Annotated in this window: 15 protein-coding genes and 1 tRNA gene; 13 read left to right on the forward strand and 3 right to left on the reverse strand. The window is 38.7% G+C overall.

All coding sequences use genetic code 11. The features are described 5' to 3' along the window. Positions 1-74 precede the first annotated feature (74 nt). Positions 75-1,289, forward strand: a complete 1,215-nt coding sequence (locus KTH84_RS16695) for an MFS transporter (protein WP_202741549.1) — start codon at positions 75-77, stop codon at positions 1,287-1,289. Between the two features lie 243 nt (positions 1,290-1,532). Here the strand turns inward: KTH84_RS16695 and sthA are convergent, their stop codons facing one another. Continuing rightward, positions 1,533-2,945 carry a Si-specific NAD(P)(+) transhydrogenase gene (gene sthA, locus KTH84_RS16700; protein ID WP_017387960.1) on the reverse strand — a complete coding sequence of 471 codons (1,413 nt, stop codon included), beginning with the start codon at positions 2,943-2,945 and terminating at the stop codon, positions 1,533-1,535. Positions 2,946-3,141: 196 nt separating this feature from the next. Here sthA and lipA point away from each other — a divergent pair, with 196 nt between their 5' ends. The 3 genes from lipA to KTH84_RS16715 all read left to right on the forward strand — a co-directional run bounded on the left by lipA (position 3,142) and on the right by KTH84_RS16715 (position 7,389). Further along, complete coding sequence (lipA, locus tag KTH84_RS16705) at positions 3,142-4,155, forward strand: lipoyl synthase (RefSeq protein WP_004790988.1); 1,014 nt, start codon at positions 3,142-3,144, stop codon at positions 4,153-4,155. A 281-nt stretch (positions 4,156-4,436) separates the two neighbouring features. Next, complete coding sequence (locus KTH84_RS16710; protein ID WP_262474323.1) at positions 4,437-6,899, forward strand: acyl-CoA dehydrogenase; 2,463 nt, start codon at positions 4,437-4,439, stop codon at positions 6,897-6,899. Between the two features lie 106 nt (positions 6,900-7,005). Then, on the forward strand, positions 7,006-7,389 hold the full coding sequence (locus KTH84_RS16715) for a carboxymuconolactone decarboxylase family protein (RefSeq protein WP_262474325.1): 384 nt from the start codon (positions 7,006-7,008) through the stop codon (positions 7,387-7,389). A gap of 38 nt (positions 7,390-7,427) precedes the next feature. Here KTH84_RS16715 and KTH84_RS16720 read toward each other — a convergent pair whose 3' ends face one another. Then, on the reverse strand, positions 7,428-7,964 hold the full coding sequence (locus KTH84_RS16720; RefSeq protein ID WP_262474327.1) for a cysteine peptidase family C39 domain-containing protein: 537 nt from the start codon (positions 7,962-7,964) through the stop codon (positions 7,428-7,430). 222 nt (positions 7,965-8,186) lie between these two features. On the opposite strand from KTH84_RS16720, the gene ahcY reads away from it, so the two are divergent. The 6 genes from ahcY (at position 8,187) to KTH84_RS16750 (ending at position 18,046) form a co-directional block, all read left to right on the forward strand. After that, positions 8,187-9,569 (forward strand): adenosylhomocysteinase, encoded by a 1,383-nt coding sequence (gene ahcY, locus KTH84_RS16725; RefSeq protein WP_042897237.1) that lies wholly within the window; start codon positions 8,187-8,189, stop codon positions 9,567-9,569. A 74-nt stretch (positions 9,570-9,643) separates the two neighbouring features. Continuing rightward, positions 9,644-10,480, forward strand: a complete 837-nt coding sequence (gene metF / locus KTH84_RS16730; protein WP_042897238.1) for a methylenetetrahydrofolate reductase [NAD(P)H] — start codon at positions 9,644-9,646, stop codon at positions 10,478-10,480. 18 nt (positions 10,481-10,498) lie between these two features. Next, complete coding sequence (locus tag KTH84_RS16735) at positions 10,499-11,221, forward strand: 16S rRNA (uracil(1498)-N(3))-methyltransferase (RefSeq protein WP_075431479.1); 723 nt, start codon at positions 10,499-10,501, stop codon at positions 11,219-11,221. Between the two features lie 134 nt (positions 11,222-11,355). Next, complete coding sequence (locus KTH84_RS16740) at positions 11,356-14,208, forward strand: putative bifunctional diguanylate cyclase/phosphodiesterase (protein ID WP_262474330.1); 2,853 nt, start codon at positions 11,356-11,358, stop codon at positions 14,206-14,208. Positions 14,209-14,445: 237 nt separating this feature from the next. Continuing rightward, on the forward strand, positions 14,446-16,716 hold the full coding sequence (locus KTH84_RS16745; RefSeq protein ID WP_262474331.1) for an NADP-dependent malic enzyme: 2,271 nt from the start codon (positions 14,446-14,448) through the stop codon (positions 16,714-16,716). A 91-nt stretch (positions 16,717-16,807) separates the two neighbouring features. Beyond that, positions 16,808-18,046: a multifunctional CCA addition/repair protein gene (locus KTH84_RS16750; RefSeq protein ID WP_133972454.1), complete on the forward strand. Its 1,239-nt coding sequence runs from the start codon at positions 16,808-16,810 to the stop codon at positions 18,044-18,046. Positions 18,047-18,088: 42 nt separating this feature from the next. Here KTH84_RS16750 and KTH84_RS16755 read toward each other — a convergent pair whose 3' ends face one another. After that, positions 18,089-19,264 carry a S1C family serine protease gene (locus tag KTH84_RS16755; protein WP_133972452.1) on the reverse strand — a complete coding sequence of 392 codons (1,176 nt, stop codon included), beginning with the start codon at positions 19,262-19,264 and terminating at the stop codon, positions 18,089-18,091. A 194-nt stretch (positions 19,265-19,458) separates the two neighbouring features. Between KTH84_RS16755 and KTH84_RS16760 the strand changes: the two genes are divergently transcribed. The 3 genes from KTH84_RS16760 to KTH84_RS16770 all read left to right on the forward strand — a co-directional run bounded on the left by KTH84_RS16760 (position 19,459) and on the right by KTH84_RS16770 (position 21,206). Continuing rightward, complete coding sequence (locus KTH84_RS16760) at positions 19,459-20,217, forward strand: Nif3-like dinuclear metal center hexameric protein (protein ID WP_262474335.1); 759 nt, start codon at positions 19,459-19,461, stop codon at positions 20,215-20,217. Positions 20,218-20,361: 144 nt separating this feature from the next. Next, complete coding sequence (locus KTH84_RS16765; protein WP_133972448.1) at positions 20,362-20,988, forward strand: superoxide dismutase; 627 nt, start codon at positions 20,362-20,364, stop codon at positions 20,986-20,988. Positions 20,989-21,134: 146 nt separating this feature from the next. Then, a tRNA-Asn gene (locus tag KTH84_RS16770) sits at positions 21,135-21,206 on the forward strand.

Here is a 21,206-nt window from a genome sequence, read left to right on the forward strand (position 1 = left end):
TTTCCAGACATATCGATATTACTCGATATATCTTCTACAATAAATGATCACATTATTATAATTTTCCATTAATCATGACTAAAACTGGCAATCACTTTTCCCAGCCCCTCATTTATATGTTGATTGGAAGTGCAATTATTTTGGCACTTTCTTTAGGCGTTAGGCATGGTTTTGGACTTTATCTCGTACCGATGAGCCACGAATTTGGCTGGGGCCAACATGTTTTTAGTCTCGCGATTGCCATGCAAAACCTGATTTGGGGAGTCGTTCAACCTTTTACAGGCGCAATTGCTGACAAATATGGCAGTAAAATTGTGGTCGCGGTTGGTGGACTCCTTTATACCCTTGGCCTACTCTTAATGGCCTTTAGTTCAAACGTATTAATCTTAAATTTAAGTCTAGGGCTAATTATTGGTTTAGCTTTATCAGCAACCTCTTTTACGGTTTTACTGAGTGCAGTAGGTCGAGCTGCTCCACCAGAAAAAAGAAGTATGGCAATGGGGATTGCAAGTGCAGCTGGTTCTTTTGGTCAGTTTATTATGCTGCCCTCTACCCTTCTTTTACTCAAAAATGTCGGATGGTCAGCAGCCCTAATGGTGAGTGCGTTGTTAATTGCTCTTATTATTCCGCTAGCGTGGATGTTAAAAGGGCCCAGCAATCAAACGCCAAAAGCAATTGCACAGCCTCAGCTCACATTTAAACAAGTGCTTAACATTGCCAGAAAACATAAGCCCTTCTGGTGGTTAGCTTTAGGCTTTTTAGTGTGTGGATTCCAAGTCGTCTTCTTGGGCGTGCATTTACCCGGCTATTTAATTGATCACGGATTTGATGCAACTACTGGTACTGTATTCCTCGCTTTAATTGGCCTATTCAATATTGTGGGAACCTATGGCGCGGGTTGGTTAGGCGACCGCTTTTCAAAACCTAAATTATTAATGGCGCTTTACGGTAGCCGTGGCATCGCGATCATTGCTTTTTTATTATTACCGTTAAGCACTTATACGGTATATGCTTTTGGGGTCATTATGGGCCTTTTATGGCTCTCTACAGTTCCGCTCACAAATGGCATTGTGGCAAATATGTTTGGGGTAAAATATCTATCGATGCTGAGTGGTATTGTATTTTTCACTCATCAAGTTGGTTCTTTCTTTGGTGGCTGGCTTGGCGGCGTTAACCATGACTTAACAGGTAATTACAATGCGATTTGGTTATGTTCTATAGCCTTAAGTATACTAGGGGTAATCGTACATTTCTTTGTGAATGAGGATGCCGTTATCCATGACGCATAATGCCTTACTTTTGAAAACAATTATGATTGCACTAATAGGCAGTTTTTTAGTTCTCTCTATTATTCTATGGAAGCAGACACCTGATTTGTTTGAATATTTTAACCAAGCATTTTGTGCTCACTAGAATATAAAGTATATAAATAAATCTCTAAAACTGTCATAAAAATATAAAAATCGTATGATCTAATGAAAAGAAAAAAGCCCGCAGATTTGCGGGCTTTTTTCTTAAAAACTTATTTAAAATCAAAATAAGCGATTCATACCGTTGAGCGCAGCTACGCGATATGCTTCAGCCATTGTTGGATAGTTAAATGTCGTTTCAACAAAATATTTCAAGGTATTGTTTGGGCTGTGCATAACTGCTTGCCCAATGTGGATAATTTCAGCAGCGTTATTACCAAAACAGTGAATACCTAAAATTTCCATAGTGTCACGATGGAAAAGAATCTTTAACTCGCCTACCGTATCACCTGTAATTTGTGCACGAGCTAAATGACGGAAAGAAGCTTGACCCACTTCATACGGAATTTTCTCTTCCGTTAATTCCTGTTCATTTTTACCAATTGATGAGATTTCCGGAATGGTATAAATACCTGTAGGAATATCACGTACTGGTTTAGCATCTTCACCACTCATGTTTGCGCCAGCACAGCGCCCTTGGTCATAAGCAGCCGAAGCTAGTGAAGGCCAACCAATAACGTCACCAGCAGCATAGATGTTTTCAACTTCAGTCTGGTATTGATCATTTACTGAAAGTTGACCACGGTTGTTTGGAACTAATCCCACGTTCTCAAGACCTAAGCCTTCTGTATTACCTGAACGACCATTACACCAAAGAATCGCATCGGCTTTAATCTTTTTACCACTTTGTAAATGTAGAACAACGTGATCATCAAACGTTTCAAGATGGTCCATTTGTTCATTGTGGCGAATCAATACACCTTGTTCGCGTAAGTGATAAGACAAAGCATCAGCAATTTCATCATCTAAATAGCTTAATAGTTTTTGCTGTGTGTTAATCAAGTCAACTTTATGATCTAAACCAATAAAGATTGAGGCATATTCACAGCCAATAACACCAGCGCCATAAATGATGATTTTTTGAATTGAGTAATCAAGATCAAGAATTTTATCTGAATCGAATACGCGAGGATGGTCAAAATCAAGACCTTGTGGATGATAAGGACGGCTACCTGTCGCAATCACAACCTGTTTACAGATAATCGTTTCTTTAATGCCTTCATGACTGAAAACTAAAACTGTATTTTTATCTTGAATATATGCCCGCCCGTGGAAGACACCAATCTTGTTACGGTCATAAAAACGTGTATGTGTATCAACTTGTTGTTGAATCACTTTATGAGCATTACGCAACACCTGTTTCATGGTGAACTGTTTCCATTCACCTACTTTTTGAAACATTGGATCACGTTGATAGCGAATAATACTAGAAACTGTTTGACGTAATGCTTTACTTGGAATTGTCCCTACGTGGGCACAGTTACCACCAAGTTGATCACGCACATCTACAATTGCAACACGCTTACCCGCTTTTGCAAGCTTCATTGCCGCGCCTTCACCTGCAGGTCCAGAACCGAGAACTACCGCATCGTATTTAACGAAATTCCCACTAACGACCTCTTTTTTACGTGGCATTGAAAGCTCCTTCCTCTCTTGAATGACCATATTTTATAATAGATTATGACTAATATGCGGTGAATTTATGTATTTCTCAACCCTATATTTCTGAATAACCACATTTATTATATGAATAGTTATTTTCCGCTATTAACTGAAGAACTTCGCTATAATACAATGTCAATGTCTCTATAAACGAGTGGAAAAGTTAAATATGTCAGAACACCGTAAACCTGAACAGGGTGTAAAACTTCGTGGCGCAGAAAAAGTCGCAAGAATTCCTGTAAAAGTTGTACCTACGGTTGAAGTGCCGCGTAAACCTGACTGGATTCGTGTCAAGATGACGGCACCAGAAGAAGTTCAGCGTATTAAAACGACTTTACGTGCTCAAAAACTCCATACCGTTTGTGAAGAAGCAGCTTGTCCTAACCTCCCAGAATGTTTTGGTGGCGGTACGGCAACATTCATGATTATGGGCGATATTTGTACACGTCGTTGCCCTTTCTGTGATGTTGCACATGGTCGTCCAAATGCCTTAGATGCTGACGAACCTCGTCACATGGCAGAAACCATTTCAAATCTGAAACTCAAGTACGCAGTAATTACTTCTGTTGACCGTGATGACTTGCTTGACGGCGGTGCACAACATTTTGTGGACTGTATTAAAGAAGCTCGTGCGCTTAGCCCAACTACATTGCTTGAAATTTTAGTACCTGACTTCCGTGGACGTATGGATATTGCTTTACGCATTATGACCGAATGTCCGCCAGACGTATTTAACCATAACATTGAAACTGTACCTCGCTTATATAAAGCAATGCGTCCAGGTTCAGACTATCAACATTCTTTAACCTTACTTAAAATGTTTAAAGAATATTGTCCAGACATTCCAACAAAATGTGGTTTGATGGTTGGTATTGGTGAAACTGAAGAAGAAGTCATTGCATTACTTGATGATTTACGCGCTCACGATGTTGACTATGTCACTATTGGTCAATATTTACAGCCTTCTAAGCAACACGCGCCAATTGACCGCTTTGTAACGCCAGAAGAGTTTGAACGTTATGCAGAGCATGGCCGCAAACTTGGCTTTAGAAATATTTGGTCTGCGCCAATGGTTCGTTCAAGTTACTTTGCTGACCGTCAATACCATGGTGAGCCAGTACCAGAAGTTCGTCGTAAAGTAGATCCAGCTAAAAAAATTGCTGTTCAAACCGTCGAAGCTTAATAAATTAAATATCTATAAAAGCCCTCTAACACAGAGGGCTTTTTATTTGTATAAGAAAATCAATAACATTTCTTGACAAATCAATAAAATAACGCCTTACACTTTCACTCAAAAATATCTTATACCTAAAAGTACGATATATCCCTGCTCTAGCATATACATCAATATTTGCGACATAAAAACTCAAATTTAAACAGCAACTAAACAGCTAGTTAAGCCTTAAATATCTCCTCGCTTTTGTAACGTCATCCACCTGAGGGCTTAGCTAGTAAGGAGCAAGTATGATTTTCCTACTCTTTATATTAAGTATTATTATTCAGCTTATTGCAGTATGGGCAATTTTCTTTTTTAACTTAAATAAAGTTCTTGGTAGCGGTGTGGCCATTATTATTGCCATACTTTCGGCATTCTTGCTAACACCGTGGTCTCTGCTTTTAGGTATTCCAATTATTGCACTCAGCATCATTATTTTAGTTGAACCATTACGGTTTAACCTGATTACCAAGCCTGCTTATAAGACTTTAGCAAATTCAATGCCGAGCATTAGTACCACCGAACAAGAAGCTTTAGAGGCTGGTACCAGTTGGTGGGAAAAAGAGTTATTTATGGGAGCACCTGATTGGTCTCAATTTGAAAATTATCCCTACCCAACGTTGTCAGAAGAAGAGCAAAGTTTCATTGATAATGAAGTTGAATTGCTTTGTAGCATGCTCAATGAATGGGAAATTCATCATCACTTAAAAGATCTCCCTCCTGAAGTTTGGCAATTTATTAAAGATAAAGGTTTTTTAGGCCTCATTATTCCGAAATCGTTTGGTGGTAAAGAATTTAGCTCATTCGCACAAAGTCGCATTATGAGCAAAATTGCTTCACGCTCACTGACCACCGCGGTGAGTTGTATGGTTCCAAACTCGTTGGGACCCGGTGAGCTGCTCATGCACTACGGTACTGATGCTCAAAAGCAGCAGTATCTGCCCGACCTTGCCAAAGGTGAAGAAATTCCTTGCTTTGGTTTAACCAGTCCAGAAGCGGGTTCAGACGCTGGTGCCATTCCAGATTCAGGCGTTGTTTGTTACGGCGAATATGAAGGTGCTCAAGTACTTGGCCTGCGCATGAATTTCTCTAAACGCTGGATTACCCTTGCACCAATTGCCACCGTTGTTGGTCTCGCATTTAAACTTTATGATCCAGAAGGTCTACTCGGCGATAAAAATAAAACAGAATACGGTATTACCTGTGCATTAATTCCTGCAAGCCATGCAGGCGTAAAAATAGGAGCACGTCATTTCCCAGGTTCTCCATTTATGAATGGAACCGTAGAAGGAGAAGATGTTTTTATTCCAATTGACTGGATTATTGGTGGGCAAGAAAATGCTGGTAAAGGCTGGCGAATGCTCATGGAGTGCTTAGGCGTTGGCCGTGGTATTTCCCTTCCAGCCCTAGCAACCGCCGCAGGTGAAATGAGCTATTTAACTGTGGGAGCTTTTGCGAAAATTCGCCAGCAATTTAATATCTCTGTTGGTAAATTTGAAGGTGTCCAAGAAGCGGCCAGTGAAATTGCAAGTGATGCTTATATGCTTGAAGCATTCCGTTATTTAGTGACATGTGGTCTAAATCAAGGTGGAACACCCGCGGTGATGACCGCCATGGCAAAATACTATGCAACCGAAACGATGCGTAAAGTGGTCAATCATGGAATGGACATTGCCGGAGGACGTGCAATTCAACTTGGACCACGCAACTTCCTTGCACTTACCTATCAAGCTATTCCAATTGCAATTACAGTCGAAGGCGCAAATATTTTAACTCGTTCATTGATGATTTTTGGTCAAGGTTCAATGCGTTGTCACCCTTACCTTTTTGAAGAGTTGCAACTACTTCAGTCTGAAGATAAAAGCACTTCAGTCAAAAAATTCGATAATTTGTTATTTAAACATTTAGCCTATACCTTTAACCGAGGCGCAAAATCATTTGCTTATGGTTGGACAGGTGGTTCAAGCGATGCTCCTCAGTCAGTAGATCAATTTACTGCCAGTTACTATAAGACAATTAACCGTTTTAGCGCCAACTTTGCTTTGGTTGCAGATATGGCGCTTGGCTTACTTGCCGGAGACTTAAAACGCAAAGAAATGTTGTCAGGTCGTTTGGCCGATATTCATGCCCACCTTTTTATTTCTACTGCGATTTTAAAATTTTATGAAGCTGGCCAAAAAACTGAGGCTGAACAACTTCACGCTAAATTAGCTCTGCAAAAAGCTTTCTTGAATATTCAGGAAGCATTTTGGGGATTATTTGAAAACTTCCCAGCTAAACTTCCCGCAGCATTTGTGAAATGGATCTGTTTCCCTTTTGGTCGTGTAATTTCAAAACCAGATGATGAGTTAAAACAGCAAGTCGCGGAACTCATGATGCAAGAACATCCATTTAGAGAGCAACTTAAACATCATGTGTTTTATTCAACCAAAGCCGATGATGCGACTGGACGTTTAGAACATGCATTCCAAATTTTACGAACTCTTGAGCCACTTTGGGATAAGTTTAAGAAAGCTGAATCTAAAGGCAAGTTTACCGGACTTACTTTTGAAGAGAATATTGCACACGCTACAAAAGAAGGTTTCATTTCTGAAAGCGAGGCTCAACAATTATTGCAATACAACGCAATTCGATTCGACAGCATGCTGACAGATGTTTTTGATGAAAATTTAGATAAAGATCTTCCTTTGTCGAATCCTCATCAAATTTAGTGACTGACGCCTCCACTAATTCACTATTGCAATCACTTGTGATTCGCATTAATTAATAAACAGCCATAAAAGCGTCAATCGACGCTTTTATTTTTAGGAGAAATTAATGTCTAAGCAAGATTACGAAAATGGATTAAAAGTTCGCACCGAAGTGATGGGAGAAGCTTTTGTAAAACGTGCGCAAGACAACACTGTTCCGTTTACACAGCCATTGCAAGACTGGATTAACGAACATGCATGGGGATCGACTTGGCAACGTGAAGGCATATTACCGCGCAAATATCGTTCATTAATTACTTTGGCAATGTTAACTGCACTTAAGTCACCAACTGAACTCAAAGGCCATGTTCGCGGTGCGCTCAACAATGGTTGTACAGTTGAAGAAATTCAAGAAACGTTATTGCATAGTCTGCCATATTGCGGTGCGCCTGCTACACAAGAGGCTTTTCGTGCTGCTTTAGAAGTCATTCAAGAATATCAACAAAAATAACTTTAATATGAGCCAGCACTCTACTGGCTCTTTTTTATCTAATTTAATTTGATTGAATGCATTTGAAAATTACGATCATCAATCACGATAGCCTGACGACAAATGCCTTCCACTTGACGTTGCTTTTCAAAGACTGCCGCTGACATCGGTTCAAAACTATCAAAAAAGCAGATTTCATTTTGATCTATAGAATATACAAGTGACTGGTTCCCCACTCCTGCTAAAGTGTCGTAATAGACAATGACCATTTTTCCATTTTGAATTGCAGCTTGAATATCCTGATAGCTTAACGCTGGGCTGGTTGGTATTTTCAATACATTTGCTTCTTTATAACTCATGCGCTCGCTTGGGCTAATATTTGGATCTTTATCCGAATAAAATGACACATCAAACCCAAATTTCTTTAAAGCAACAGCCAAGGCAATTGTATAGGTGCCGTCTTCATCGTATCGACAAATTTGAATAAGCTCGGAAATATCAATTTGAACCCCATGATGCCAAAGTACCATCCAAACCGCAAAAACACCGCTATTCGCTTCAAGGTTTGCCAAAGATTCGGGAATATTTAAGGCCATAATTTAAATCTAAAGTCGTAATTAAGCAGATAATAAACAAAACTGGATTGGCACTAAAAGCTTTTCCAAGTACAATGTTTCGCTAGTCGAGGGATGCTGCGACAAATGATCGGCACTAAAGATCAATTTGCCAGGCTCGACAATCGGTTAAACACTCGTTTTAACCAACAACGGCATCCGCGAACAGAACGATCCATACTATTTTTTCCCTAGGAGATCCTGATGAACGCGGTTAATGCTTCATTTACAGATTATAAAGTTGCTGACATCTCACTTGCTGACTACGGTCGTAAAGAAATCAAACTTGCTGAAGCAGAAATGCCAGCTTTAATTGGTTTACGTAAACGTTATGCAGCGTCTAAACCACTCGCTGGTGCAAAAATCCTTGGTTGTATCCACATGACCATTCAAACAGCGGTTCTTATTGAAACGCTTATTGAATTAGGTGCTGAAGTTCGTTGGACTTCATGTAACATTTTCTCAACTCAAGACCATGCTGCTGCTGCAATTGCTGCTCGCGGTATTCCAGTTTTTGCTTGGAAAGGCGAAACTGAAGAAGAATATATGTGGTGCCTTGAACAACAAGTTAATGTTAATGGTCAACCTTGGGATGCCAACATGATCTTGGACGATGGCGGTGACTTAACTGCTCTTGTTCATGACAAATATCCAGCTCTTTTAGAACGCATTCATGGTATTACTGAAGAAACCACAACAGGTGTTCAACGTCTTATCGAAATGTGGAAAGACGGTTCTTTGAAAGTACCTGCAATCAACGTAAATGACTCAGTTACTAAGTCTAAAAACGACAACAAATATGGTTGCCGTCACTCATTAAATGATGCAATCAAACGCGCAACTGATATGCTTTTGTCTGGTCGCCGTGCGCTTGTGATCGGTTATGGTGACGTTGGTAAAGGTTCTGCTCAATCTTTACGTCAAGAAGGCATGATTGTTCGTGTAACTGAAGTTGACCCAATTTGTGCAATGCAAGCATGTATGGACGGCTATGAAGTTGTATCTCCATACAAAAACGGCGTACAAACAGGCAAAAAAGAAGATATTAACCAAGACTTACTTGGCAACACTGACCTTGTTGTAACTACTACTGGTAACTACCACGTATGTGATGCTGCAATGTTAGATAGCTTAAAAGCTGGTGCAGTTGTATGTAATATCGGTCACTTCGACACAGAAATTGATACTGCTTATTTACGTGGTTACAAGTGGGTTGAAGTTAAGCCACAAGTTCACCAAGTTTATCGTTCTGAAGATGAAAATAACTACCTCATTCTTCTTTCTGAAGGTCGCCTTGTAAACCTTGGTAATGCAACTGGTCACCCATCACGCGTGATGGACGGTTCTTTTGCTAACCAAGTGTTAGGTCAAATTCACTTATTCCAAGAGAAATTTGCTGACCTTCCTGCAAACGAAAAAACTGCAAAAATTCGTGTAGAAGTTCTTCCTAAGAAACTTGACGAAGAAGTTGCTGCGGCAATGGTTGCAGGTTTTGGTGGTGTACTTACTCAATTAACTCAAGAGCAAGCTGGCTATTTAGGTGTTGCTGTTGAGGGACCATTCAAGTCTGACGCTTACAAATACTAAGAACTTAAGGGCAGACGGTGAACCGACTGCCCTTTTTTCTAAAAATATTGTTTCGCTGTTTACAAGGATTTGACATGACTAAACGTATACCCATTTCTTTTGAGTTTTTCCCACCGAAAACTGATGCCGGTGCTGAAAAACTTCGTATTGTTCATCAAGAATTACAACCCTTAAATCCAGATTTCTTCTCGATTACCTATGGTGCTGGTGGTTCTACTCGTGAACGTACTCTTGCTGCTATTGACGATTTCAATGGCAAAGGTACACCAGTTGCTCCTCACCTTTCTTGTATTGGTGATGATAAAGCGCGTATTGCTGAGCTACTCGACCTCTATAAAGCGCAAGGCATTAACCGTATTGTCGCTTTACGTGGTGATTTACCTTCTGGTCAAGTCGGACTGGGCGAACTCCCGTATGCTCAAGATTTAGTACGTTTCATTCGTCAGCATTCAGGTGATCATTTTCATATTGAAGTTGCAGCTTATCCTGAAATGCATCCTCAAGCTGAGAACCTTGATTCAGATATCCAACGTTTTATTGAAAAAGTACAAGCTGGCGCTAATGCAGGAATTACTCAATTCTTCTTTAATCCAGACTCATACTTTTATTTTATGGAGCGCTTAGAAAAAGCTGGAGTTAATATTCCGGTGGCTCCTGGCATCATGCCTATTACCAATGCCAGCAACTTAATTCGTTTTGCTGATGGTACTGGTGCAGAAATTCCTCGCTGGATTCGTAAACAATTACAAGCCTATGGCGATGACAGTGAGAGTATTAAAGCTTTTGGTCATGAAGTTGTTGTTAAACTATGTGAACGCCTGATTGCAGGTGGTGCACCAAGCTTACATTTCTATTCAATGAATCAAGTCGAACCAACTCGTCAACTCGTCGTTGATCTTGGTTTAAATTAATTTTGTAAGGCGTACCCAATGAATCGTTTTTTTATCGAAACTGAACTTACAGTTGGTTCAACAATTCAACTAACTGAATCAGTATTTCATCATTGGGTGCGTGTTTTACGTGCACAATTACAAGAACAAGCTATTCTCTTTAATGGTCAAGGTGGTGAATATCTCGCGACACTAACCGAAATTAATAAAAAAAATGCATTTATCACGATTGAGAATTTTAACCCCAATAACCGCAGCGCTCCATTTAAAGCTATTCTTGGTCAGGTCATGAGTAAAGGTGACCGAATGGATTATGCCATTCAGAAAGCCACTGAACTTGGGGTAAGTCAAATTCAACTACTTACAAGTGACCGCTGTGAAATGCGCTTAAAGTATGACCGAGATCAAAAAAAATTAGATCATTGGCAAGCTGTAGCAATTGCAGCTTGTGAACAATGTGGTCTTAACATCGTTCCAGAAGTGTTAGCACCCATTTCTCTAAGTGAATGGCTAAGCTCTACTCAACTACCCGCTTCAAAATTTGTTTTAGCCCCAGAAAAAGAACAAAAAGATGTATTAGCAGGCATACAACCTGAACTTGCCTTATTGATTGGACCAGAAGGCGGTTTAAGCGAAAATGAAATTACTCAAGCTAATCAAGCTGGTTTTATGAACTGGTGTATTGGTGACCGTGTTTTACGTACAGAAACTGCGCCTGTCGTTGCTTTATCAATTTTAAATTATCGGTTTTTATCCACCTAAGTTCATTGAACATTGATTAAATCGCTATTTAAAGTTAATTTACTTTTGTTGTATGAATAAAATTTTAAATTCTTTATTACTGATAAATCAGATTCTTTCTGTATATATGTAAAAAAATAGGATAGAAAAATCTTATGTCTGGGCTTCAGGAAGAATATTTACAGCATCAAATAAAAATTGAGCAGCTAAAACTTTCAATTCAATATATACGCTGGTATTTGATTAGCTTAATACTATTATGTCTGATCTCATACGCTATTTTTTCTTATTATTTTTCATCGTCAATAACCGTATTTAACTGGTCTATCGGCCTTACTATTGCATCTTTTACCTGCCTATTATTTGTTCCAAATATTTTAACCCACTACCGTACTATTAATTTTATTAAAAAAGCTGATTTTATCTTACAAAGTATTTGTTTTATTACAGGCGTTTTATTAGGTGCAACCGTTACAGTTATTCATTTCTATCTTCCTCAAGAGTTAGTTGCGCTATCAGATGCTCATATTTTAATTGCTTTGTTTATCACTTCTGCCCATATCATTGGCCTGACTTTTTTAACGCAACAACCTCGATACTTTTATCTTTTATTCATTCCCAGTACATTACCCCTTTTAATCGCTCAATTTACACATACGCCCATTACTCAGCTACCTTTTTATTTCGCCTATAACATCGCTTTCGTGGCTACAGTACTCTGTGCATACGCAGCTCAACGTAACTATAAAAAGATTTCTCAACTATTATTTAAAAATAAACAGCTTGTTCAAATTTCAGATCAACATACTCAGTGGGCTGAAGAGTTATGTGTACAGCTTCAACAAGAAGTGAATAAATCTAAAGATATTGAAGCACAGCTTCAGTTTAATAACCATTTGCTTGAACAAAAGGTACGTGAACGCACTTACGATCTCACCAAAATGAATGAGCAACTCGAAAACCATCACTACAATTTAGCTTTTGCACATGAAACGGCAGGCATTCGGCCTTGGGACTGGGATATTGAAAATCAAAAATTAGAAATTACGTTTTTCGATCAACAAAAGCAAACACAGACAACCATTATTCATCTCAATAGCATTTTAGACCGCGTACATCCAAGTGATAAAAAACTTTTTGAAGAACGTTTAAAACAACATCTGGAAGGAACTACAGATCATTTTAATATTAATTTCAGAATTTTACGTCGAGACGGTTCATGGCGATGGATTCAGGATGTGGGCCGTGTCATTACGAGAGATTCCAAAACACAAAAAGCGCTTCGAATGGTTGGTATGACCCGAGACATACATCAAGAGAAAAAAGATCAAGAACACTTAAGGCTATCGGCAATTGTGCTTGAACAAGCTGCGGAAGGCATATTTATTTTAGATGAGCACCTGAACTATATTGATATTAACCCTTACTATGAGAAATTAACTGGATTTTCTAAAACAGAACTTCTAAATAAAGAATTGTTTAGCATTACAATTAATCAAAAAGAACTCCAACAACAATTTCATACCTCAATTACCCAGCAGCTCCTCGAAACCGGAGAATATATGGGCCAATTTGATGAAAAGTTTAGTTCTGGTAAAAGTGTATATTTGTGGTTGCACATCAATGTAGTCAAAGATGAGTTCAATCAAATTACTAATTATATTGGATTTGCACGTGACCTCACTGAGCAAAAACGTCAGGAGCAGCATCTATCTTATTTAAAAAATTATGATAGTCTCACCCACTTGCCTAATCGTCTTTATTACTATAACCAACTTCATCAATATCTTGTAAATCCTTCATATAACATTAAAAACTTAGCATTAATACGAGTAAACATTGACCGTTTTCGCGCCTTCAATGAGTTTTTAAATAATGATAGTGGTGATGAACTTCTTAAACAATTTGCACAACGATTACGCTTAATCAATATTAATGCAATTTTAGTTGCCTATTTAAATAGTGACGATTTCGCAATTATTTATGAAATTTCTCCAATTCATCCCAATATTGAGCAATATTGCCAAAATATCTTGCAAGCACTTAACGCACCTTTTTATATTGATAATCACGAATATTTTATTACGGCATCTATCGGTGTTGCATGCTTTCCTGAGCATGGCCGACAAATTGATCATCTTAACAACCATGCAGAACAAGCACTTTCAGAAGCAAAACGCTTAGGAGGCAATACCATTTCTTACTATTGCAATAAAGCAGAACATCCATATAAAACTGCTGACTTAGAACAAGAGTTACGTAAGGCCATTCAAAATAATGAATTTGTCATTTATTACCAGCCCAAAATTAGTCTACAAGATCAATTAATTATAGGTTTTGAAGCATTAATTCGTTGGCAGCATCCCGAAAAAGGATTAGTCATGCCAAATATGTTTATACCTTTTGCTGAGCGTAGTAGCCTGATTTCAGATATTGGCAAAGTCGTTTTAGATAAAGTTGGAAAACAATTACAAGAATGGAAAAATGCAGGCTACGCAAATATTCAAGTCTCTGTAAATATTGTTGCCCAGCAAATACATCGAGGCTTATTACTCAATGATATTGATGAAATTTTGCAGAAATATAATATACAAGGTGCAGATCTTGAACTTGAAATTACTGAGTCGGCTCTCTTGGATAATACTGATAACGTCAAAACGTTATTACATGCGATAAAACAACGAGATATTTCAATCGCCCTAGATGACTTTGGTACTGGTTATTCCTCTTTGGCGTATCTGACAGAATATCCAATTGATGTATTAAAAATTGATCGCGCTTTTATTTCTAAAATCGGTGATCACAAACAAGAAGCGATTGTAAATGCCATGATTGCAATGGGTAAAAGTATGGGGCTTAAACTGGTTGCCGAAGGTGTAGAAACAGAGGAACAAGTTGCCTATCTACAAAAACAGCAATGTGATTTTTTACAAGGCTATTTCTTTAGTCGTCCTATCCCTGCTGAGCAGATTATTCCTTATCTACAAACAAATTCGCATATTTCTTAGTTGTTCAAACGGTCGATTTTTACATATGCTGCTTTTTCCAAAAATGAGCGTTTTTGACTGTGAGAAATAAAGAAGTAGTGTTATATTCTTTAGCATTTAGCTCACTACAGGGCTATTGGCAATTCGTCTACTATTCTCTTAATTGATAAAAATTAAAGCATAGTAAACAAACCGAGTTGCCTTCCCCTGAATGAGTGATTTGACTAGTTTGCTTTTTTGTATCAAATAGAGACTCAGATGGACGATCAATCTTTAAAACAGGCCGCTTTAAATTACCATGAATATCCAAACCCAGGGAAAATCAGCGTCACCCCAAGTAAGCAACTTGTCAACCAACGAGATTTGGCTTTAGCCTACTCACCCGGAGTTGCTGCGCCATGTTTAGAGATTGAACGTGATCCTTCAACTGCTGCTAAATATACAGCACGCGGAAACTTGGTTGCTGTAGTCACTAACGGTACCGCTGTTCTTGGTTTAGGTAATATTGGCCCATTGGCTTCTAAACCTGTAATGGAAGGTAAAGGGGTTCTCTTCAAGAAGTTCGCTGGTGTTGACGTATTTGACATCGAAATTGCAGAAAACGATCCAGATAAAATCGTCGATATTGTTGCCTCTCTTGAGCCAACTTTCGGTGGTATCAACCTCGAAGACATTAAAGCGCCAGAATGTTTCTATATTGAAAAGAAACTTCGTGAACGCATGAAAATTCCTGTATTCCATGACGACCAACATGGTACAAGTATTATTGTAGGTTCAGCTTTGCTTAATGCATTGCAACTTGTAAATAAGAAAATTGATGAAATCAAAATCGTAGCTTCAGGTGCAGGTGCAGCAGCACTTTCATGTTTAGACTTGCTTTGTGCGCTTGGTGCTAAAAAAGAAAATATTATTGTTGCCGATTCTCGTGGTCTATTAACGACTTCTCGCGAAGGGCTTGATGAATCTAAAAAACGTTATGTTCAAGATATTACAGCATCTCAGCTTCATGAAGTAATGACTGGCGCTGATATGTTCTTGGGTCTTTCTGCTGCTGGTATTCTCACCAAAGAAATGGTGAAACAGATGGCTGAAAACCCTATTATTTTTGCTTTGGCAAACCCAGATCCAGAAATTTTACCTGAACATGCACATGAAGTACGCTCTGACGTGATTATGGCAACTGGCCGTTCTGACTATCCAAACCAAGTAAACAACGCATTATGTTTCCCATACATTTTCCGTGGTGCACTTGACGTTGGCGCAACTACTATTAATGAAGATATGAAAATTGCATGTGTACATGCAATTGCGCGTATGGCTCATATTGAAGCTGACGCAGCAACATATGGTGAAAAATCTGCTTCATTCGGTCGTGACTATTTAATTCCACGCCCACTTGATCAACGTTTAATTTTAGAAATTGCACCAGCGGTTGCTAAAGCTGCAATGGACTCAGGTGTAGCAACTCGTCCTATCGAAGATTTCGCTGTATATCGTCAAAAATTGTCTGAGTTTGTATATAATTCTGCATTCTTGATGAAACCAATTTTTGCTCAAGCAAAAGCTGATCCAAAGCGTATTGCATATGCGGAAGGTGAAGACGAACGTGTATTACGTGCAGTACAAATTGCTGTTGATGAAGATTTAGCTAAACCAATTTTAGTAGGTCGTACTGCTGTAATTGAAGCAAATATCAAAAAATTAGGCTTACGTTTACAACATGGCGTAAATATTGAGATTATTGATCAAGAACAAAATCCATTGTATGAAGAGTTCTGGAAAGACTACCATCAGACAATGCAACGCAAAGGTATCACTGTTGAATATGCTCAACGTGAAGCTCGTCGCCGTTCGACTTTAATCGCGGCTCTTCTCGTTAAGTTTGGCAAAGCAGATGGTATGTTATGTGGTACGTATAGTAGCTATAACATTCACCTTGACTTTGTACGCAATGTTATCGGCCTTAAAGAAGGCATGAACAACTTCTTCACATTAAATGCATTAATGCTTGAAGATCGTAACTTGTTTATCGCAGATACGTATGTAAACACTAACCCGACTGCTGAACAACTTGCTGAAATGACTATTTTGGCAGCTGAAGAAGTACGTCGCTTTGGTATTACTCCACGTGTAGCCCTGCTTTCTCATTCAAGTTTTGGTAGCGACCAAACCGATTCAAGCGCTCAAAAAATGCGTGAAGTTTACCGTATTTTATCTGAGCAAGCTCCTGAGCTTGAAGTTGAAGGTGAAATGCATGGTGATGCAGCATTAGACGAAAATATTCGTCAATTTGCGTTCCCAGGTTCGCGTTTTAAAGGTTCTGCAAACTTGCTCATTATGCCAAATCTAGATGCAGCAAATATTTCATTTAACTTGTTAAAAGCAACTTCTGGTAACAACGTTACCATTGGTCCAATTTTGCTTGGCGCAGCAAAACCTGTTCATATTTTGACACCGACAGCAACAACTCGTCGTCTTATCAATATGACTGCTTTAACTGTTGCTGAAATCCAGCAATTAGAAAAATAATTTAGAAAGAGCTTTTTACGAAAAGCCTGTCTAATGACTTGAGAAAACCTCTATTCTGTAGCATGATTGCTTGAAGAATAGAGGTTTTTTCATGCAAGTGTATTTAGTAGGCGGTGCCGTCCGAGATTCTCTACTTGGGCATCCCTATCAAGAAAAAGATTATGTTGTGGTCGGAGCAACACCTGAACATATGCTCGCCCAAGGTTTTCAACCTGTAGGCAAAGATTTTCCTGTGTTTCTTCATCCTGAAACTAAAGAAGAATATGCACTTGCACGTACTGAGCGAAAGTCCGGTAAGGGTTATCACGGTTTTCAGTTTTTTACTGATACCACGGTAAGTTTAGAAGAAGATTTAATTCGTCGTGATTTAACCATCAATGCCATAGCAATGGATCAAGATGGCAAATTATATGATCCCTATGGCGGTCAGACTGATTTAGAAAATAAAACCTTACGACATGTTTCAGAAGCTTTTGCTGAAGATCCTTTACGTGTTTTACGTGTCGCACGTTTTGCAGCTCGATATTCTTCATATGGCTTTCATATTGCACCTGAAACCTTACAACTCATGCAAACGATGGCGGAATCAGGTGAACTTGACGCCTTAACACCAGAACGTGTGTGGAAAGAAACGTCACGCGCTCTTTTAGAAGATCATGCAGATATTTATTTTCAGACATTACGGGATTGCGGTGCTTTAAAACATCTTTTCCCTGAAATTGATGCATTGTTTGGTGTACCACAGCGTCCAGAATATCACCCCGAAGTAGATTGCGGCATACATACCCTCATGTCTTTACAGCAAGCGTGTAAATCAAACTACTCGCTTGATGTTCGGTTTGCTGTTTTAGTACATGATTTGGGTAAAGCATTAACTCCAGCTAACGAACTTCCTCGCCATATCATGCATGAAGAACGCGGAGTGAAACCCGTTACCGAATTATGTGAACGTTTAAAGGTTCCAACTCAAACTCGACAGTTGGCTTTATCGGTGTGTAAAGAACACTTAAAATGTCATCAGATTATGTCGTTAAAACCAGGAACTGTATGGCGTTTATTACAACGTCTTGATGTATTACGTCGTCCTGAGAGAGTGGAAGCTTTTGTGCAGGCATGTGAGTGCGATGCTAAAGGAAGACTAGGCTTAGAAGATCGTCCCTATCCTCAAGCTCAATATATGTTAGATGCAATGCAAGTGGTTCGCTCTATTAAAGTTCAGGACTTACCAGAGAACATTAAGGGTGCTGAAATTGGTGAAATGTTAATTCAATATCGCATTGATGCTTTAACTGAGTTCAAACATCAACATCAAACCCCTACACATTCTTAATTTAAGCCAATAAAAAAGCCTCATTACGAGGCTTTTTTGTCTCTATTGTTTAGGTAACGGTATAAATTGAGATTGACTATTTTGGTTTTTTCTTTCACCAACTGTTACCACAAAGTTTTCTTGCTTCCCAGCTCGCTCAATCATTACATTAATTTCGCTATTAGGCGCTTGTAATGCAACATAATTAATCAAATGAGATGCCGAAGTGATTGGTTGATTATTTACCTGAACAATCTTATCACCGACTTTTATACCGGCTGAAGCTGCTGGCCCATTTTTCAAGACATCTGCAACCAAAACACCAATTTGTTGCTTCGGTGCTAATACATCTTCTTGTGTAGGTGGCACTAAACTAATGCCTAACCATCCACGTACAACGCGACCATCTTTCAAAATCGAGTTTAATACTTGTTGGCAGATTTTAGCTGGAATTGCGAAACCAATGCCTAAAGAGCCACCTGACTGAGAGAAAATAGCAGTGTTTACCCCAATGAGGTTACCAGCGACATCAATTAAAGCTCCGCCTGAGTTACCTGGGTTAATTGCAGCATCTGTTTGAATGAAATCTTCATAGGTATTGATGCCTAAATCGGAGCGTTCGGTAGCAGAAATAATACCTTGAGTTACCGTTTGCCCTACTCCAAATGGGTTACCAATCGCCAAGACAACATCACCCACTTCATTCCCACTCAACTTAAATGGCAATACAGGTAATTTATCTAAATCGATTTTAATTACAGCTAAATCCGTATCTGGATCTGTTCCAACAATAGTTGCTTCTGCACGGCGTCCATCACGTAATGCAACTACAATTTGGTCGGCCTGAGCAATTACATGATTATTGGTAAGAATATAACCATCAGCACGTACAATAACCCCAGAGCCTAGACTATTTTCATTTTGCTGTTGTTGTTCAGGAACCTGATTTCCAAAAAATTCGCGGAATACTGGATCACTTAACAATGGATGATTTTGTTTAACTTTCTGGGTCGTAAAAATATTGACGACTGCTGGAGCTGCAACTTTTACCGCTGCACTATAAGACACCACCCCACCCGTTCGTGAAGTATTAACCAGTGGTTCAACTTTCTCGGCAGGCATTTGCACCCCATCAACTGCAACAGTTGGTTTCGGCTGATGGTATTTTTGCCATGCAATAAAACTGGCAATTACAATAATAAGTAACACCCAAGGTAACCATGTAAAGGTGCGGCGCACGTTCATATCCTCTACGCAAAGAAGTTTTTAATTAAATTAATATATTGAACAAAAAGAGTTTTCAGTTAAGCATTTTAAATTAAATATGTCGATATACATAAAAAACTCAAAAAAGATTTGTCTAGCTTTAGTTACACAACAAAATATGTTTCTATAGCTTTAGCAATTATTTACTACTCAATTCAGGAAATATCATGGCGAATTTGCATGAAATTATTCAGTGGTGCGACCAAACCTTAAAAGCAGCAGAATTTAAAGATTACGCACCAAATGGCCTGCAAATTGAAGGTTCAACTGAAGTAAAACGTATCGTTTGTGCCGTTACTGCTTCCGAAGATGCGATTGATGCAGCGATTGCTCAAAATGCCGATCTATTACTCGTACATCATGGTTATTTTTGGAAAGGCGAACCGTACCCAATTACAGGAATGCGAGGCAACCGCATTAAAAAACTCATTCAAAATAATATTTCATTAGTGGCTTACCACCTGCCTTTAGATGCACATCCAAGTTTGGGTAACAATGTCGCCATTGCAGAAAAATTGGGCTTACACCATTTAGAGCCACTCGATTTAGCCGAAAAGCATCCAATTGGAAATATTGGATATTTAGAGCAAGCTGTTTCTATTGAAGAGTTTAAATCAAAATTACAAGATAGCTTTGATTTTAAAGTAATTCATTTACCAGCCGAGAAGCAAAGTATTCAAAAAGTAGGCTTTTGTACAGGTGGCGCTCAAGATTTTATTGCTAAAGCGGCTTTGCAAAATTGCGATGCTTATATTTCAGGTGAAGTCAGTGAACGGACTTTCTATGAAGCAAAAGAATTAGGCGTTCACTATTTTGCATGTGGTCACCATGCAACTGAACGCTACGGAGTTCAACGTTTAGCCCAAGCAATTTCAAAACAGTTTTCAATTGAATCTGAATATTTTGAATTGAATAATCCGATTTAATTAAGTCTTTTTTCAATCTGTGTTATGCGTATTAATTAGATCTTTATTGTGTATAGTTCTTTAAAACGATGCCCTATTGTGAACAGAATCATTTACAATAGAGCCACTTAATTGTATAACCCAGCAAATGCAAGGAATAGGAACATGACAACCATTACTTTACCTGCACTTCCATATGGCTATGATGATTTAGCGCCACATATTAGTAAAGAAACTTTAGAATACCATCACGATAAACACCACAATACCTATGTTGTTAACTTAAACAACTTAATCAAAGGAACTGACCTTGAAGGTAAAACTTTAGAAGAAATCATCCAAGCAACTGCTGGTGATACATCTAAAGCTGGTATTTTCAATAACGCTGCTCAAGTTTGGAACCATACATTCTATTGGAATTCTATGAAGCCAAATGGTGGTGGTAAGCCTACTGGCGCAATCGCTGCTAAAATTGACGAAGCTTTTGGTAGCTACGAAAAATTTGCAGAAGAATTTACTGCTGCTGCAACAACTCAATTCGGTTCAGGTTGGGCTTGGTTAGTTGCTGATGAAGTAAACGGTAAATTATCTATTACTAAAACTTCTAATGCAGACACTCCGCTTGCACATGGTCAAATTGCTGTATTAACAATTGACGTATGGGAACATGCTTACTACATCGATTTCCGTAACTTACGTCCTAAATACATCGCAACTTTCTTAGAAAGCCTTGTGAACTGGGACTATGCAAACGCGAAACTTGCAGGTCAACCAGCTGGTGTAGAGAAATAATTTTATTTCTTTATAAAAAACCACCCTATTTTGGGTGGTTTTTTTATTTTTAATACTAAAAAAGCATATTAATCAAGCAAACGATTCATTTTCTTTAATATTCTTATTGACGCTTTTAGATTTCATCCATAAAATGCGCATCAGATTCTCCAATAGCTCAGTCGGTAGAGCGACGGACTGTTAATCCGCAGGTCCCTGGTTCGAGCCCAGGTTGGAGA

The organism is Acinetobacter sp. WU_MDCI_Abxb74, from assembly GCF_025513915.1.
Taxonomy (GTDB): domain Bacteria; phylum Pseudomonadota; class Gammaproteobacteria; order Pseudomonadales; family Moraxellaceae; genus Acinetobacter; species Acinetobacter calcoaceticus_C.

Coding starts and splice junctions, on each gene's coding strand:
- KTH84_RS16740 (WP_262474330.1), top strand. CDS start 11,356: ATGTCTGGGCTTCAGGAAGAATATTTACAGCATCAAATAAAAATTGAG.
- KTH84_RS16765 (WP_133972448.1), top strand. CDS start 20,362: ATGACAACCATTACTTTACCTGCACTTCCATATGGCTATGATGATTTA.
- sthA (WP_017387960.1), bottom strand. CDS start 2,945: ATGCCACGTAAAAAAGAGGTCGTTAGTGGGAATTTCGTTAAATACGAT.
- metF (WP_042897238.1), top strand. CDS start 9,644: ATGACTAAACGTATACCCATTTCTTTTGAGTTTTTCCCACCGAAAACT.
- KTH84_RS16760 (WP_262474335.1), top strand. CDS start 19,459: ATGGCGAATTTGCATGAAATTATTCAGTGGTGCGACCAAACCTTAAAA.
- KTH84_RS16715 (WP_262474325.1), top strand. CDS start 7,006: ATGTCTAAGCAAGATTACGAAAATGGATTAAAAGTTCGCACCGAAGTG.
- KTH84_RS16735 (WP_075431479.1), top strand. CDS start 10,499: ATGAATCGTTTTTTTATCGAAACTGAACTTACAGTTGGTTCAACAATT.
- KTH84_RS16750 (WP_133972454.1), top strand. CDS start 16,808: ATGCAAGTGTATTTAGTAGGCGGTGCCGTCCGAGATTCTCTACTTGGG.
- lipA (WP_004790988.1), top strand. CDS start 3,142: ATGTCAGAACACCGTAAACCTGAACAGGGTGTAAAACTTCGTGGCGCA.
- KTH84_RS16710 (WP_262474323.1), top strand. CDS start 4,437: ATGATTTTCCTACTCTTTATATTAAGTATTATTATTCAGCTTATTGCA.
- KTH84_RS16695 (WP_202741549.1), top strand. CDS start 75: ATGACTAAAACTGGCAATCACTTTTCCCAGCCCCTCATTTATATGTTG.
- KTH84_RS16745 (WP_262474331.1), top strand. CDS start 14,446: ATGGACGATCAATCTTTAAAACAGGCCGCTTTAAATTACCATGAATAT.
- KTH84_RS16720 (WP_262474327.1), bottom strand. CDS start 7,964: ATGGCCTTAAATATTCCCGAATCTTTGGCAAACCTTGAAGCGAATAGC.
- ahcY (WP_042897237.1), top strand. CDS start 8,187: ATGAACGCGGTTAATGCTTCATTTACAGATTATAAAGTTGCTGACATC.